Raw genomic sequence first — 15757 nt, 5'->3', positions numbered from 1 at the left:
AACGCAGCGCGAAGCGCTGCCGCAACGGAGCGCCAGCGACGTTGCCTCGCTCGCGAGTGCCGGCGCGGAGCGTCGGCGCGAGCGTGCGAGCCGCTTCTGAAAAGAACGGCGAGCCGCTCTTAAATAGAACGCACCACAACGACGGTGTGGGCGTCGAGCCGCATCGAGGTGCCGGCCTCGACGCGGGCGCCCTCGGCGATATCCGGATCGGTGGACAGCACGACCTCGCCGACGCGCACCCACTCGTTCTCGGGGAGCGCGACATCGATCGCGTGGTCGTGGGCGTTGAACCAGAGCAGGAACGACGCGTCGAGCATCTGCTGGCCCTGAGGCCCCGGCTCGCGCAGGGGGCGGCCCGAGACGAACATGCCGACGGCCTTCAGCCCGGCGTCGCCCCAGTCGCCGTCGGTCATCGGGCGTCCGGCGGGGTGCAGCCAGACGAGGTCCCTCGGCCCCGCGGCGATCGTGGGGCGCCCTTCGAACCAGTGTCGCTGGCGCAGCGCGGGGTGCTCGCGGCGCAGGCGCAGCGCGGCCTTCGTCACCTCGTAGACGTCGAGCCACGCGTTGTCGGCGCCCCAGTCAAGCCAGGAGATCTCGTTGTCCTGGCAGTACGCGTTGTTGTTGCCGCCCTGCGTCCGGCCACGCTCGTCGCCTGCGGTGAGCATGGGCACGCCGTTCGACAGGCACAGGGTCGCCATGAGATTCGCCGCCTGGCGGCGCCGCAGCGCCACGATGCCGGGGTCGTCGGTCTCGCCCTCCGCGCCGTGATTCCAGGACCGGTTGTTGTCGGTGCCGTCGCGGTTGTCCTCGCCGTTTGCCTCGTTGTGCTTGTGGTCGTAGGACACCAGGTCGCGCACCGTGAACCCGTCGTGCGCGGTGATGAAGTTGATGCTGTTCGAGGCTGTGCGGCCGTCGTCGGCGTAGAGGTCGCTCGATCCGGCCAGGCGCGTCGCCACGGCGTGGATCGGGGCGTTCCCCCGCCAGAAGTCGCGGATCGTGTCGCGGTACTGGTCGTTCCATTCCGCCCACTGCGGCGGCATCCGGCCGACGAGGTACCCGTCCATCGACACGTCCCACGGCTCGGCGATGAGCTTGACGTGACGCAGGATCGGATCCTGGTCGATCGCGATCAGCAGGGCGCAGTTGAAGTCGACGTCGTAGCCGGTGCGGGTGAGGGCCGACATCAGGTCGAAGCGGAACCCGTCGACATGCATCTCGGTCACCCAGTACCGCAGCGAGTCGAGGATGAGGCGCAGGGCGAGCGGGTTCCACGCGTCGACCGTGTTGCCGCAGCCGGTGACGTCCCAGTAGCGGTCGTCGAAGCCGCCGTGGGCGGGGTCCGGCAGCACCCGCTTGTAGAAGCCGCGGTCGTCGAGACCGCGGAACGACAGCGTCGGGCCGTCGGGGCCCGCCTCGGCGGTGTGGTTGTAGACGACGTCGAGGATGACCTCGATGCCCTCGCGGTGAAGCGCCTTCACCATGTTCTTGAACTCGGCGACCTGGCCGCCGCGGTCGCCCGACGAGCTGTACGACGCATCGGGCGCGAAGTACGAGATCGTGTTGTAGCCCCAGTAGTTCGTCAGTCCGCGATCGAGCAGCGCCGGCTCGGAGAAGAACTGCTGCACGGGCAGCAGCTCGACCGCCGTGACGCCGAGGTCGCGAAGGTACGAGGTGACGGCGGGGTGCGCGAGCCCGGCGTACGTGCCGCGCAGCTCCTCGGGGATGCGGTCGTGGAGCTTCGTGAAGCCCTTCACGTGCAGCTCGTAGATCACCGTCTCGCGCCAGCGCGTGACGAGAAGCTCGTCGCCCTCCCAGTCGAAGGACGGATCGACCACGACGCTGCGGGCGGTGTAGCCGGACGAATCGGTGAGGTCGCGGACGGCCGGCTCGCCCTCCCGCGCGCCGTAGATCGGCTGCTCGGCGATGATCGTGCCGCTGGTCGCGAGACCGTACGGGTCGAGCAGCAGCTTGTGCGGGTTGAACCGGTAGCCGTTCTTCGGGTCCCATGGCCCGTCGACGCGGTATCCGTAGCGCTGCCCGGGGCGGATGTCGGGAAGGGCGCCGTGCCAGATCCCGAGCGTCTGCTCGGTCAGCTCGTAGCGCGTTTCTCGGTCGTCTTCGTCGAACAGGCAGAGCTGCGCGCTCGTCGCGTTCGGCGCGTAGACGGCGAAGTTCGTCCGCTCCGGCGTCCAGGTGGCGCCGAGGGGCCATTCCCGGCCCGGCCAGATCGGCGCGGTCTCGCCGAGCGTCCGCCAGGTGACAGGGCTCATCGGTCTCCATCCTCGTGCGAGCGCTGCTGCGGGGGCGTCCACAGCACGAGCTCGGCGCTGCGGCGCACGCGCGTGCCGGCGCGCAGCGTGACGACGGATCCCGTCGCCCCGGCCGCGAACACGCGCGCGCCGGGGCGGGCGGCGCGTTCGGCCTGCAGCTCGTGCTCGAGGTCGCGCACGCGGCGCCGCAGGTCGCGCACCTCGTCCTCGAGATCGAGCACGCGCGCGATGGCGGCGAGGCTCATCCCCTCACCCGACAGCTTCGCGACCTCGCGCAGCTGCGCGATGTTGCGGGCCGAGTAGCGCCGCGAACCGCCGCGCGTGCGGCCCGGCACGACCAGGCCGATCCGGTCGTACTGACGCAGGGTCTGCGGATGCATCCCCGCGAGCTCGGCGGCGACGGCGATCGCGAAGACGGGCGCGTCCTCGTCGATCTCGTACGTGTCGCTCATTCCGTCCTCCTCTCGCTCGTGCCGTGTGTCCAACTATCCGTTCGCCGAGCGAGCGAAGCGAGTCGAAACGCGGTGATCATCGCCGCTCCCTCGCTCAATGACCGATCAGCCCGACGCCTTGCCCATCAGGTCGGCGCGCGGGTTGCCCTGCGGGCCGACCTCGACGAAGCGCGCGAGCGCCTCGCGGGCCTCGTCGCTCAGGTGGCTCGGCACGACGACCTGCACCTCGGCGAGCAGGTCGCCGGTGCCCTTCTGCGAGACGATGCCGCGGCCCTTGACGCGCAGCACGCGGCCGGACGGGGTGCCGGGCGCGACGCGCAGCTTCACCGGATCGCCGCCGAGAGTCGGCACCTCGATCGTCGCGCCGAGCGCCGCCTCGGCGAACGTCACCGGCACGACGACGCGCAGGTTGAGCCCCTCGCGCGTGAACACCGGATGCGGTCGCACCGCGATCTCGACGACGATGTCGCCGGGCTCGCCGCCGTCGGGCGAGGGACGGCCCTTGCCGCGCAGGCGGATCTTCTGCCCGTCGGCGACGCCGGCCGGGATCTTGATCTTGAACGGCTTGCCGTCCTCGCTCTGCAGCGAGATGGTCTCGCCCTTGGCCGCCGTGACGAAGTCGATCGTCGTGCGGGCCCGGACGTCGCCGCCCTTCTGCGGCCCACCGAAGCCGCGGAAGCCGCCGCTCGGCTGGCCGAAACCACCCGAGCCGAAGCGTCCGCCGCGACCGCCCTGGTTGAACATGGCGAAGATGTCGTCGAAGTCCTGAGCGGATCCGCGGTTCTGCGTGAACGCGCTGAACACGTCGTCGAAGCCGCCGTTCGAGCCGCCCGCCGTGAAGCGCGCGCCCGATCCCATCGCGCGGAGCTGGTCGTACTCCTCGCGCTGGGTCGGGTCGGAGAGCACCGAGTACGCCTCGCTGATCTCCTTGAACTTCGCCTCGGCCGCCGTGTCGCCCGGCTTGGAGTCGGGGTGATACTGCCGCGCGAGCTTGCGGTACGTCTTCTTCAGGTCGGCCGCGCTGACGTCCTTCGACACACCCAGGACCTTGTAGAAGTCCTTCTCGAACCAGTCCTGACTGGCCATGTCAGCCTGCCTTACTCCGCCGGGACGGCGACGACGACCTTCGCGGCCCGCAGCTCGATGTCGCCGAGGCGGTAGCCGAGCTCGACGACCTCGAGGATCGTCGCCTCGGTCGTACCGGGGACCGGCTGCTGGAAGATCGCCTCGTGCTGCTGCGGGTCGAACGCCTCGCCCGCGGCGCCGTAGGCGACGAGGCCCATGCGCTCGGCGACGCCGCGCACCTTCTCGGCGATCGCGGTGAAGGGCGTGCCCTCGCCGAGGTCGCCGTGCTTCTCGGCGCGGTCGAGGTCGTCGAGCACGGGGATGAGGCCCTTCACTGCCTCGCCCTTCGCGCGCGCGATCTCGATGTGGCGCTGCTCCTCGGTGCGGCGGCGGTAGTTCGCGTACTCGGCCTGGAGGCGCTTGAGGTCGTGAAGCAGCTGCGTCTCGTAGTCACTCTTGTCCTGCTCCTCGGCGTCGTCGCTCTGGCCGATGTTCAGGATGTCCTCGACGGTGAGCTCGGGCTCGCCCTGCTCGGATCCGCCGGGGCCGTCGGCCGTGTTCGCCGCGTCCTCGTCCGCGGGAGCGGCATCCTGCGCGGGCTGCTCGGAGGTGCCCTCCTGAGGCGCCTCAGGGGCGGTCGCGTCCTGCGCGCCCGCCCCCTCGGCCTCAGGCTGGACCTCGTCGCCGTTGTTCTGCTCGTCGGGCTGCTCGAAGTCCTTGCGGGTCATCAGCTCTTCTTGTCCTCGTCGTCCTCGACCACCTCGGCGTCGATCACGTCGTCGTCCGCGGCGGGCTGCTCACCGGCCGGGGCGTCGCCGGCGGGCGCGGCCTGCTCGGCCTGCGCCTGCGCGTAGATCGCCTCGCCGAGCTTGGTCTGGCTCTGGTTCAGCTTGTCGAACGCGGTCTTCACGGCCTCGTCGTCATCGCCGGCGAGAGCCTTCTTGAGCTCGTCGACATCCGCCTGCACCGACTCCTTGACGTCGGCGGGCAGCTTCTCGTCGTTCTCCTTGATGAGCTTCTCGATCGAGTACGAGAGCGTCTCGGCCTGGTTGCGGACCTCGGCCGCCTCGCGGCGCTTCTTGTCCTCGGCCGCGTGCTCCTCGGCCTCGCGCACCATGCGCTCGATGTCGTCCTTCGGCAGCGACGAGCCGCCGGTGATCGTCATCGACTGCTCCTTGCCGGTGCCCTTGTCCTTCGCCGAGACGTGGACGATGCCGTTCGCGTCGATGTCGAAGGTGACCTCGATCTGCGGCACGCCGCGCGGCGCGGGAGCGATGTCGGTCAGGTCGAACGTGCCCAGCGGCTTGTTGTCGCGCGTGAACTCGCGCTCACCCTGGAAGACCTGGATCGACACCGACGGCTGGTTGTCGTCGGCCGTCGTGAACGTCTCGCTGCGCTTGGTCGGGATGGCCGTGTTGCGCTCGATGAGCTTGGTCATGATGCCGCCCTTGGTCTCGATGCCGAGGCTCAGGGGGGTGACGTCGATGAGCAGGACGTCCTTGCGCTCGCCCTTGAGGACGCCGGCCTGGAGGGCGGCACCCACGGCGACGACCTCATCCGGGTTCACGCCCTTGTTGGGCTCCTTGCCGGTCTCGCGCTTGACGAGCTCCGACACGGCGGGCATGCGGGTCGAACCGCCGACGAGCACCACGTGGGCGATGTCGGACACCTTGATGCCGGCCTCGCGGATGACGTCCTCGAACGGCTTGACGGTGCGCTCGAGCAGGTCCTTGGTGAGCTCTTCGAACTTGGCGCGCGTGAGCGTCTCGGACAGCGACACCGGGCCCGACTCGGTCAGCGAGAGGTAGGGGAGGTTGATGGACGTCGAGGTCGAGCTCGACAGCTCCTTCTTCGCCTGCTCCGCGGCCTCCTTGAGGCGCTGCAGGGCGATCTTGTCGCCGGAGACGTCGACGCCGGTGGTGTCCTTGAACTGCTTGATCAGGTGGTCGACGACGCGCTGGTCCCAGTCGTCGCCGCCGAGGCGGTTGTCACCGGCGGTGGCGCGCACCTGGATGGTGGAGAAGTCGTCGTCCTTGCCCACCTCGAGGAGGGACACGTCGAACGTTCCGCCACCGAGGTCGAAGACGAGGATGAGCTCGTCCTCCTTGCCCTTGTCGAGGCCGTAGGCGAGCGCCGCGGCAGTGGGCTCGTTGATGATGCGCAGCACGTTGAGGCCGGCGATCTCACCGGCGTCCTTCGTCGCCTGGCGCTCGGCGTCGTTGAAGTAGGCGGGCACGGTGATGACCGCGTCGGTCACCGTGTCGCCGAGGTACTGCTCGGCGTCGCGCTTGAGCTTCATCAGGATGCGCGCCGAGATCTCCTGCGGCGTGTACTTCTTGCCGTCGACGTCGAAGGACCAGTCGGTGCCGATGTGGCGCTTGACCGACGCGATCGTGCGGTCGACGTTGGTGACGGCCTGGCGCTTGGCGGTCTCGCCGACGAGCACCTCGCCGTCCTTGGTGAACGCGACGACCGAAGGCGTGGTGCGGAAGCCCTCGGCGTTGGCGATGACCTTCGGCTCACCGCCCTCGAGGACGCTGACGACCGAGTTGGTCGTTCCGAGGTCGATACCCACAGCACGTGCCATGTGATGCTCCTTCTTCTGGACGTTCAGGAACTGACTGTTCCGACAAGCCGTCTCGCGAGTTGAGCCGCGATGACTCAAGGATAGACCAGGGCCGTTCCGTTGTCAATCGAACTTGATACGACCAGACTCAACTTTGCTTCCGGATCCCACGGATCACGCGCTGTGTCGGAGTACCGGATGTTCACCCGGCACCCCTAGCGTGTGGGCATGACGTCCGAGCACGACTCCGCCCCCCTCACCCCGCCGACGGTCGCCCGCACCGGCGCCCTCGGCCAGATCGGACGCGGTGTCGACCCGGAGCCCGCCCCGCGCAAGGTCGTCGTCTCGTGGGCGATGTGGGACTGGGCGATGCAGCCGTTCAACACGGTGATCCTGACCTTCGTATGGATCGCGCTGTACCTGACCTCGCGCCAGTTCCTCGATCCGGCGGTGCGGGAGTCGGGGCTTCTCGCCGACGGCAGCTACATGAACTGCAACCAGTCGGAGTACATGGGCAGCGCGTACTGCCAGGGACTCACCGACCTGTCCGAGTGGTGGGGCTGGGCGAACTTCGCCGCGGGCATCCTCATCCTGATCCTCGCGCCCGCGCTCGGACAGCAGGTCGACGCCCGCGGCACGAAGAAGAAGTGGCTCATCGGCGCGACGATCGCGATCGCGCTCATCCAGTTCGCCCTCTTCTTCGTCGAGGCCGACCCGAAGTACTTCTGGTACGGCGCACTCGCCGTCGCAATCGGCGCCGTCGTCTCCGAGATCGGCAACGTCAGCTACTACGCGATGCTCTCCGAGGTCTCGACCCCGCAGACCGTCGGCCGCATCTCGGGCCTCGGCTGGGGTCTCGGCTACATCGGCGGCGTCGTCGCGCTCGTCGTGTGCATCCCGGTGCTCTTCGGGCTCGGGCAGGACAACCCGCTCTCGTACAAGCTCGTCGCGGTCGTCTGCGCCATCTGGACGGTCGTGTTCTCCATCCCGATGTTCCGCAACGTGCCCGAGTCGCCGGCCTACGCCGAGGCCGAGAAGGTCAGCTTCCTCCGGTCGTACGTCGTGCTCGCGAAGAACCTCGCGAAGCTGTTCCGGACGAACCGCGCGACGTTCTGGTTCCTCCTCGCCGCGGCCGTCTACCGCGACGGCCTCGCCGGCGTGTTCGCCTTCGGCGCCGTGCTCGCGGCACAGGGCTTCGGCTTCTCGTTCCTCGAGGTCATCATCTTCGGCCTCGCCGCGAACCTCGTCGCCGGCATCTCGACGATCATCGCCGGCCGGATCGACGATGTGATCGGCCCGCGGAACCTCATCATCATCGCGCTGTGCGGTCTCGTCGCGATGGCGTTCGTCGTCTTCCTGATGCGGGATCTCGGCACGATCGTGTTCTGGATCTGCGGACTGCTGCTGTGCGCCTTCGTCGGTCCGGCCCAGGCCGCGAGCCGCGGCCTGCTCACGCGTCTCACGCCGCCGAGCATGCAGGGCGAGATCTTCGGCCTGTACGCGACGACGGGACGCGTCGCCTCGTTCCTCGCGCCGCTGGCGTGGTCGCTGTTCCTCGCCTGGTTCGGCGGCATCGTCTACGGCGTGCTCGGCATCGCGACCATCCTGCTGATCGGCCTGATCCTGCTGCTGTTCGTCAAACTGCCGCCGCACGTCCGGGCCTGATCCACGCGCCGGGGGCGGTCGGATCCGGAATACGCGCCGGACGGGGCAGGTTGCGCCTGGCGTGGTGATCCTCCTCCCCCAGGCGCCGCCGATCCCTCCGGCGGATCGCGACGGCGCCCGCGACGCGCGCCCGCCCCGGGATGAGGGCGCGGTCGAGCGGCTGCTCGAGACGCTTCACTGGAGCGTGGGCGCGATCGAGCGGGTCGCGCTCGGGGATGCAGAGAGCCTGACGCTCGAGGCGGGCACCGCCACCCTCGTGTACGTGATCGAGGGCGCGGTCCGCCGCACCGGTGAGGACGCGACGCACGCCATCCCGCAGTTGCGGAATCGGCCCGCGCTCACCCAGGGCGCAGTGCTGTTCGCCGTCGGCCGCCGGCCCGTCGCCCTGCGCGCACGGGGCGACGCGCAGCTCGCGGTCGCGCGCCTGCGTGCCGCCGAGGACGCCGAGCGCGTGCTGTCGGCCGTCCCGGACGTGCTGTGGGTCGACGACTTCTCGGCGCTCGAGCCCGGTGTCGCGGCGATGGCGGCACACCTGGGCGCCAAGGCGACGGGCGAATGCGAGGCCGACGGCGGCCGCATCGTCTGCCGACTCATGGCGACCACTCTCGTCATCGCGACGCTGCGGGCGTGGGCCGCCGCCGGATGTGCCCCCGCCGACTGGGCGGCCCGCGCGCAGGATCCGTTCCTCGCCCGCGCCGTGGACGCGATCCACGCCGATCCGGGCGCCGCTTGGAGCGTCGACCGGCTCGCCGCGCGCGCCGCGATGTCGCGCTCGGCGTTCGCCGCACGCTTCCGCGCCACCTTCGGCAGCGCCCCCGCCGAGTACCTCACCGGGGTGCGCATGGACCTCGCGAAGTCGCTGCTCCGCGATCCGGATGCGAGCGTCTCGGCCGTCGCCCGGCGCCTCGGCTACGAGTCCGACGAGGGATTCAGCCGGGCGTTCCGCCGGCACACCGGCGAGACGCCGTCGTCGTGGCGGGCCCGCTCGGCGGGCCACGCCACGACCGCCTGACGGTCAGTCGGCGCGGCGGGCCGCCGTTCCGAAGATCAGCGCGCCCACCGCGACCGCGATCACGCCCGTGATGTAGGTGACCTCCACGCCCGAGAGGTCGACGATGAGCCCGCCGATTCCCGCGGCGAGCATGATGGCGCCCTGGAATCCGGCGACGACGAGGCCGCCGCCCTCCTCCAGCCGGTCGGGCAGGCGCCGGCCGATCCAGGCGTTCAGCACGATCAGCCAGGCGGCGAACGACGCGCCCCACACGAGCACGGCGGCCGCGACGAGCGCGAGCGAGTGAGGCCAGAGCACGATGGCCAGGATGGGCAGCCCCACGAGCACGGGGACGACGCCCGACAGCAGGGCGAGGTGGCGATCGACGATCGCGGCCGTCACGACGTTGCCGATGAGGCCGCCGGCACCGAACACGGCGAGCAGCAGCACGATGGCGCCCTCGTCGAGGCCCGTCGCGGCGGGACCCACCTCGATGCGCTCGAGCGCGAGGCGGATGTACGTGTAGGCGGTGATGTGCCCGAACACGATCAGCACGTGGCCGGCGAGGCCGAGCGCCACCCCGGGGTGCATCAGCGCCGCGCCGAGGTCGCGCAGGCCGGCCGCCCCCTCGGCGGGCACGCGCGGAAGCAGCAGCCGCAGCGCGATCGCGACGGCCGCGCTCACGACGGCCGCGCCGACGAACACGGTGCGCCAGTCGGCGAGCGCGCTGAGCAGCACCCCCAGGGGCACGCCGGCCACGGTCGCGAGCGAGACGCCCGCGGTCGTGAACATCACGGCGCGCCCGAGGTGCTCGGGCCCGGCGATCCGCGCCGACACCGTGAGCGACATCGACCAGAACCCGCTCAGCGCGGCGCCGAGCAGGATGCGCGCGGCGAGCACCGTGACGAGGTTCGGCGCGATCGCGACGAGGAGGTTCGACACGGCGGCCCCGACCGTGAGCCAGACGAGCAGCGTGCGGCGGTCGAGGCGGGGCACCAGGAGCCCGATCGTCGGGGCGACGAGGAAGCCCACCAGCGCCGTCACGGTGACGGCCTGCCCTGCCTGGCCGGGCGTCACCCCCAGCCCGTCGGCGAGCTCGACGAGCACGCCGTTCGGCAGGAACTCGGCGGTCACGAGCACAAAGCTCGTCACCATCATCGCCACCAGCGCGGCGTACCGGATCCGGTGCGGCGAGGCGGATCCCTCGTGGATCGTCGAAAGCGAGGCGGTGTTCGTCATGCCTCAACGCTCACAGACGCCGACGCCCGGCGCCCGACCGCGCGTCCGTCGCATCCGACCGATCGTCCGGGCGGGGCACCGGATCAGCGGGGCCAGGCGTCGGCGAGGCGGGTCAGCAGCGCGGCGAGCTGCGCGCGTTCGGCGGGAGTGAAGCCGTCGAGCGCCTGCTCGACCGCGCCCGCGCGCGCGCCGCGGCTGCGGTCGACGATCACGCGCCCCTCGTCGGTGAGCGCGACGAGCGTGCGCCGGGCGTCGGCCGGATCCGCCTCGCGTCGCGCGAGGCCCATCTGCACGGCGGCCTGCACAAGTCGGCTCGCGCGCGGCTGGTCGACGCCGAGCGCCTCGGCCAGCGCGCCGACCGACTGCGGGGCGCCGGCGCGGGCGAGCGCCTCGAGCAGGCGCAGCCGTGCGATGCCGCGGCCGAGCGGGCCTCCGTGCGGCGGATGCGGGTGGTGCTCGTGACCGTGGTGGGGGCCACCGCGCGGCCCGAGGTCCCAGGGGCCGCGCCCCGCCCACGGCGGGCCGCCGGGTCGGCCCGCCACGCGCAGCCGGGCGAGCGCGTCGGCGATCTCTGCCACGGGATCCGTCTGCTCGGTCACACCCCAACGATACATGCGTGTTGACATGCAATCAGTTCCATGTCATCCTGCATATACATGCATTGAGACATATATCTGAAGGAGCTCCCATGGAGAACACCACCGACTTCCCCACCGACCACCGCCCGCTCGGCTTCTGGCTGCGCGCCGTCGACGGCCTCATCAGCCGCGAGTTCGCGACCGCCTTCGAGGGCGAGCCGATCGACCGACGCGACTGGATGATCCTGAACGCCCTCGACGGATCGATCGACTCCGCCGTCGCGGAGCGCATCCGCGAGCGGATCTCCCGCCGCCCGAAGCGCGTCGTCCACCTCGCCGAGCTCGGCTGGATCGCCGCGGCCGATGGCCACTGGAATCTGACAGAGGAGGGGCGCGGCGCCAAGGAGCGCCTCGCCGCCAAGGTCGACGCGGTGCGCGAGCGGATCGCGGGCGCCGTGCCGGCGGACGACTTCGCCACCACCCAGCGCACCCTCGAGGCGATCGCCCGCGAGCTCGGCGGCGACGACGCCGAGGCCCTGCGCTTCGGCATCCGCGGACGCCGCCACGGCTTCGGCCGGCAGGGCTTCGGCCGGCACGGCTTCGGCCATCACGGCGAGCCGCAGGACGACGGCCACCACGGTCGCCACGGACACGGTCACGGCCGGTTCGGCTTCGGGCCGCGCGGATCCGTTCAGTACGGCCGCGGATTCGGACCTCACGCGCACCACGCGTGCTGATCCCCCTCCGGGCGATATGGCAAGCGGGATGGGGACTGCTCCCCATCCCGCTTCCACTCACCGGATGCGTCACGCCGCTGTAACAGGAAACCTGTGAAGATTCTGGGATCGGTCGCGCGTCCCCACCGGTGCCCCCGGGCATCATCCACGCGCGATCCGATCGGGCGGCCATCCGACCGCCCGATCGTTCTATCCCCGGAGGAACAGTGAAGAAGAGCACCACCTGCGCGCTCGGCACAGCGGCGATCCTGCTGGCCGGCTCGCTCCTCGTGCCGACCGCGGCATCCGCCGCCCCGGCATCCGACGCCGACGTCCATGCCGAGGCGCACGGCGACGAGCACAAGCACAACCGCCCCGACGCGCTGGCCGAGAAGCGCAGCGCCGTCAAGAAGCGCGCCGCCGAGCTCGTCGCCACCGGCGATGCGACGGTCAAGAGCACCGGCAAGGGCGCGACCAAGAGTAAGGTCGTCGAGATCCGCCCGGGCGAGTTCGTCGAGTACGGCACCGCCGAGACCGCTCAGCTGTTCACGATCCTCGCCGAGTTCAGCGACCAGTCGCACAACGAGATCCCCGAGCCCGCGGCCGACGACAACTCGACCTACTGGGAGCCCGACTTCTCGAAGGCCCACTTCGAGGAGATGTTCTTCGGCGAGGGCGAGTCGTTCAAGAACGTCTACGACGAGATGTCCTCCGGACGGTTCGACGTCGAGGGCGGCGTGAGCAACTGGGTGCAGCTGCCGGGCACGGCGGCGACCTACGGCGCGAACGACATCGACCCGGAGACCGGAGAGGACCTCGGCGAGTCGAACGCGCGGATGACGCAGTTCATCAAGGACAGCGGCGACGCCTGGTACGAGGCGCAGCTCGCCGCGGGCCGCACCGAGGCCGACATCGTCGCCGAGCTGCAGTCGTACGACGTCTGGGACCGCTACGACCAGGACTTCGACGGCATCATCAACGAGCCCGACGGCTACATCGACCACTTCCAGGCGGTGCACGCCGGTGAGGGCGAGGAGGCCGGCGCACCGGCCGACGCCATCTGGTCGCACCGCTGGGCGGCGAACCCGCGCACCGGCGTCGCCGGCCCGTCGGCCCACCCGAAGCTCGGCGGCGTCGAGATCGGCGACACCGACATCTGGATCCGCGACTACACGACCGAGCCCGAGAACGGCGGCCTGGGCGTGTTCGCGCACGAGTTCGGCCACGACCTCGGTCTGCCCGACTACTACGACACCGCGGGCGGCGACAACGGCTCCGCCTTCTGGACCCTGATGAGCTCGGGCTCGTGGCTCGGCCACGGCGACGGCTCGATCGGCACCACGCCGAACCACATGGGCCCGAGCGAGAAGCTGTTCCTCGGCTGGCTCGACTACGAGGTCGTCGACGCGGGAACGACCGAGTCGGTCAAGCTCGGCCCGTCGTACCACGCCAACACCCTCGGCGCGCAGGCGGTGATCGTCGACCTTCCTGACGGCACTCACCTCGCCGAGCTCGAGGCATCGCCGGAGGGCGCCGAGCACCTGTACTCGGGTTCGGGCAACGACCTCGACAACACTGCGACGAGCCCCGCTTTCACCGTGCCGGAGGGCGCGACGTTCGCCGCGCAGGTCAAGTACGAGATCGAGACGGACTGGGACTACGCCTTCCTCGAGATCTCGACCGACGGCGGCGCGACGTGGGACCAGGTCGAGACCAACCTCTCGTCGACGACCGACCCCAATGGCCAGAACGTGGGCTTCGGTATCACCGGCTCCGTGGCGGACTGGACGGCCCTCACGGCCGACCTGTCGGCCTACGCCGGCTCGGAGGCCCAGGTGCGCGTGCGCTACTGGACGGACGTCGCCGCGGTCGAGGCGGGCTTCCAGATCGACGCGATCCAGGTCTCGGGCCTGACCGCGACGGATGGCGCGAACGACTGGACGCTCGACGGCTTCCAGCGCGTGGTCGACGGCAAGTACGCGCAGGCCTACTCGCACTACTACATCGCGGAGAACCGCGTGTACGGCGGGTACGACACGACGCTCAAGACCGGTCCGTACAACTTCGGCTGGGCGCTCACGGCGCCCGACAAGGTCGAGCACTTCCCGTACCAGGACGGCCTGCTCGTCTGGTACGTGAACAGCCTGTACGGCGACAACAACACGTCGCAGCACCCCGGCGGCGGCGAGGCGCTTCCGGTCGACGCCCGCGCCAAGGCGCTGACGTGGTCGGACGGCACGGTCGCGCGCAACCGCATCCAGTCGTTTGACGCGACCTTCGGCGTGCACAAGACCGATGCGATCTCGCTTCACCGTGAGACCGAGGCGGGGATGACGACGTTGAAGGTCGGATCGCAGAAGGCGATGCCGACATTCGACGACACCGACCCGAACCGCTACTACGACGAGACCAACCCGCAGAACTCGGTGAAGGTCGGCGGCACGGGAACGAAGATCACGGTGACAGATCAGAACGTCAACCGCGGCACGATGACCGTTCTGGTCGACGCCGCCGGCTGATCCAGCCGCATCACGACAGGCCGCGCCCCGGGCAACCGGGGCGCGGCCTTCATTCTTTTTTAGAAGAGGTCTCACGCCTCGGGCGACGCTCCGCGCCGCCACTCGGCGAGAGAGGGACGTCGCTCCGCTCCATCCCGGCGTGCGCTTCGCGCCCGCGGGGTCGCTTCGCTCCACGCTCACTTCGTTCGCACGCGGGGAGTGCCGCGAGGGTACTGTCACACGGCGCCTGGCTCCCGGGGCGCGCATACGCTGAGGGGGTGAGCCTGCTCGAGCCCTGCCCCTGCGGAAGCGGGCAGCCGTACACCGCCTGCTGCGGGCCCCTTCACACCGGCGCCCGGTTGGCCGAGACGCCCGAGCAGCTGATGCGCTCGCGCTACAGCGCCTTCGCGCGACGCGACGCCGACTACCTGCTGCGCACCTGGCATCCGGGCACCCGGCCGAAGACGGTCGAGTTCGAGGAGGGCCTGCGCTGGGCCGGTCTCGAGATCGTCGACGCCTCTGGGGACGAGGTCGAGTTCGTCGCCGTGTACGAGACGCCGCTCGGGATGGGCGCCCTGTCCGAGCGCAGCCGCTTCGCGCAGCGCGGCGGCCGGTGGGTCTACGTCGACGGCGACGTCAAGGCCTGACACACCTTTCCGACGGATCTTCGACGCCACGTCACCCGCCCGCCACCCCGCCGGGCGAGTCGTCGCCAGGTCGTCAGCCTGCGGTCATCCGCGGCGCGCTCGCGCCCGGAAGCGTGGAGGAGGTCAACGCTCCCCATCGAAACGGAGATCCTCGTGCGCATCCGCCACCTCACCGCCGGCGTCGTCGTCGGCGCCCTCGCCGCCGTCGGCGCATCCACCCCCTCGTTCGCTGCCCAGCCCGAGAAGGTGTCGGCGGTGACCACGGCCCACCGCGGCGCCATGGCCTATGCCCCGGAGAACACGCTCGCCGCCTTCCAGCTCGGCATCGAGCAGGGCGCCACCTGGATCGAGTCGGACGTCCAGCTGACGAAGGACGGCGAGACCGTCCTGATCCACGACACGACCCTCACGCGCACGACGAACGTCGAGGAGGTCTTCCCCGACCGCGCGCCGTGGAACGTCAAGGACTTCACGCTCGCCGAGATCAAGCAGCTCGACGCCGGCTCGTGGTTCGGCCCGGAGTTCGCGGGCGAGCCGGTGCCGACCCTCGCCGAGATGATCGAGCAGGTCCGCAAGAGCCGCGCCGGCATCATCATGGAGCTCAAGTCGCCCGAGCTGTACCCGGGCGTCGAGCAGAAGGTCATCGACGTGTTCGACTCGTTCCCCGGCTACGTGAACTCGGCCCTGGCGAGCGGGCGCCTGTCGGTGCAGAGCTTCAACTGGACCTCGATGAAGACGTACTCCGACCTCGCGCCCGAGACGCCGGTCGGCCTGCTGGGCAAGCCCGCCGTCGCCGATCTTCCCGCGTACGCCGAGTGGGCCGACCAGATCAACCCGAGCGCCGGCCAGACCACGGAGGACTACATCGACGCGGTGCACGCCCTCGGCCTGGACGTCAACGTCTGGACCGTCAACGACGTGCCGACGATGACGCGCCTGCTCGACTGGGACGTCGACGGCGTCATCACCAACACCCCCGACGTGCTCGAGAACCTGCTCCACGAGCGCAACCAGGGCTGATCCGACGTCGAAAGCCCTCGGCGGCCATCGGTCGCCGGGGGCTTCTCGCG

General features: G+C 70.4%; 13 protein-coding genes. 6 read left to right on the top strand and 7 right to left on the bottom strand.

Features of this window, described 5'->3' with window-relative positions:
* Positions 1–119: 119 nt before the first annotated feature.
* The 5 genes from glgX to dnaK all read right to left on the bottom strand — a co-directional run bounded on the left by glgX (position 120) and on the right by dnaK (position 6374).
* Positions 120–2270, bottom strand: a complete 2151-nt coding sequence (glgX, locus tag IR155_RS06280) for a glycogen debranching protein GlgX (RefSeq protein WP_135113992.1) — start codon at positions 2268–2270, stop codon at positions 120–122.
* Complete coding sequence (locus IR155_RS06275) at positions 2267–2722, bottom strand: heat shock protein transcriptional repressor HspR (RefSeq protein ID WP_135113991.1); 456 nt, start codon at positions 2720–2722, stop codon at positions 2267–2269. The genes glgX and IR155_RS06275 overlap by 4 nt, the downstream gene beginning before the upstream one ends.
* Positions 2723–2827: 105 nt before the next feature.
* A complete protein-coding gene (locus IR155_RS06270) occupies positions 2828–3808 on the bottom strand; it encodes a DnaJ C-terminal domain-containing protein (RefSeq protein WP_135113990.1) in 981 nt (326 codons plus the stop codon).
* A gap of 11 nt (positions 3809–3819) precedes the next feature.
* Entirely contained in the window at positions 3820–4515 is a 696-nt protein-coding gene (gene grpE / locus IR155_RS06265) for a nucleotide exchange factor GrpE (protein WP_135113989.1), read from the bottom strand.
* Positions 4515–6374, bottom strand: coding sequence for a molecular chaperone DnaK (gene dnaK, locus IR155_RS06260; RefSeq protein ID WP_135113988.1), 1860 nt, complete (start codon positions 6372–6374; stop codon positions 4515–4517). The genes grpE and dnaK overlap by 1 nt, the downstream gene beginning before the upstream one ends.
* 207 nt (positions 6375–6581) lie before the next feature.
* On the opposite strand from dnaK, the gene IR155_RS06255 reads away from it, so the two are divergent.
* Both IR155_RS06255 and IR155_RS16215 read left to right on the top strand, forming a co-directional pair.
* Entirely contained in the window at positions 6582–8018 is a 1437-nt protein-coding gene (locus IR155_RS06255) for an MFS transporter (RefSeq protein WP_135113987.1), read from the top strand.
* 64 nt (positions 8019–8082) lie between these two features.
* On the top strand, positions 8083–9030 hold the full coding sequence (locus IR155_RS16215; RefSeq protein WP_135113986.1) for a helix-turn-helix domain-containing protein: 948 nt from the start codon (positions 8083–8085) through the stop codon (positions 9028–9030).
* 3 nt (positions 9031–9033) lie between these two features.
* Here the strand turns inward: IR155_RS16215 and IR155_RS06245 are convergent, their stop codons facing one another.
* Entirely contained in the window at positions 9034–10248 is a 1215-nt protein-coding gene (locus IR155_RS06245; protein WP_135113985.1) for an MFS transporter, read from the bottom strand.
* An 83-nt stretch (positions 10249–10331) separates the two neighbouring features.
* A complete protein-coding gene (locus IR155_RS06240; RefSeq protein ID WP_233441126.1) occupies positions 10332–10847 on the bottom strand; it encodes a MarR family winged helix-turn-helix transcriptional regulator in 516 nt (171 codons plus the stop codon).
* 89 nt (positions 10848–10936) lie between these two features.
* Here IR155_RS06240 and IR155_RS06235 point away from each other — a divergent pair, with 89 nt between their 5' ends.
* The 4 genes from IR155_RS06235 to IR155_RS06220 all read left to right on the top strand — a co-directional run bounded on the left by IR155_RS06235 (position 10937) and on the right by IR155_RS06220 (position 15707).
* Positions 10937–11563, top strand: coding sequence for a hypothetical protein (locus IR155_RS06235; protein ID WP_135113983.1), 627 nt, complete (start codon positions 10937–10939; stop codon positions 11561–11563).
* A 206-nt stretch (positions 11564–11769) separates the two neighbouring features.
* On the top strand, positions 11770–14061 hold the full coding sequence (locus IR155_RS06230; RefSeq protein ID WP_135113982.1) for an immune inhibitor A domain-containing protein: 2292 nt from the start codon (positions 11770–11772) through the stop codon (positions 14059–14061).
* A 257-nt stretch (positions 14062–14318) separates the two neighbouring features.
* The gene (locus tag IR155_RS06225; RefSeq protein WP_135113981.1) at positions 14319–14687 is read left to right on the top strand and encodes a YchJ family protein; all 369 of its coding nucleotides are present in this window, start codon (positions 14319–14321) and stop codon (positions 14685–14687) included.
* Between the two features lie 153 nt (positions 14688–14840).
* The gene (locus tag IR155_RS06220; protein WP_233441125.1) at positions 14841–15707 is read left to right on the top strand and encodes a glycerophosphodiester phosphodiesterase; all 867 of its coding nucleotides are present in this window, start codon (positions 14841–14843) and stop codon (positions 15705–15707) included.
* The last annotated feature ends 50 nt before the right edge of the window (positions 15708–15757 follow it).

The organism is Microbacterium paludicola (assembly GCF_015235415.1).
GTDB classification, from domain to species: domain Bacteria; phylum Actinomycetota; class Actinomycetes; order Actinomycetales; family Microbacteriaceae; genus Microbacterium; species Microbacterium paludicola.
Note: the sequence above shows the minus strand (reverse complement) of the source record. Positions and strands in the feature narration are given on the sequence as shown.

What these genes read in the sequence shown, in the direction of transcription:
- dnaK (WP_135113988.1), bottom strand. Translation starts at nt 6,374, where the DNA reads ATGGCACGTGCTGTGGGTATCGACCTCGGAACGACCAACTCGGTCGTC.
- IR155_RS06255 (WP_135113987.1), top strand. Translation starts at nt 6,582, where the DNA reads ATGACGTCCGAGCACGACTCCGCCCCCCTCACCCCGCCGACGGTCGCC.
- IR155_RS06270 (WP_135113990.1), bottom strand. Translation starts at nt 3,808, where the DNA reads ATGGCCAGTCAGGACTGGTTCGAGAAGGACTTCTACAAGGTCCTGGGT.
- IR155_RS06275 (WP_135113991.1), bottom strand. Translation starts at nt 2,722, where the DNA reads ATGAGCGACACGTACGAGATCGACGAGGACGCGCCCGTCTTCGCGATC.
- grpE (WP_135113989.1), bottom strand. Translation starts at nt 4,515, where the DNA reads ATGACCCGCAAGGACTTCGAGCAGCCCGACGAGCAGAACAACGGCGAC.
- IR155_RS06235 (WP_135113983.1), top strand. Translation starts at nt 10,937, where the DNA reads ATGGAGAACACCACCGACTTCCCCACCGACCACCGCCCGCTCGGCTTC.
- glgX (WP_135113992.1), bottom strand. Translation starts at nt 2,270, where the DNA reads ATGAGCCCTGTCACCTGGCGGACGCTCGGCGAGACCGCGCCGATCTGG.
- IR155_RS06245 (WP_135113985.1), bottom strand. Translation starts at nt 10,248, where the DNA reads ATGACGAACACCGCCTCGCTTTCGACGATCCACGAGGGATCCGCCTCG.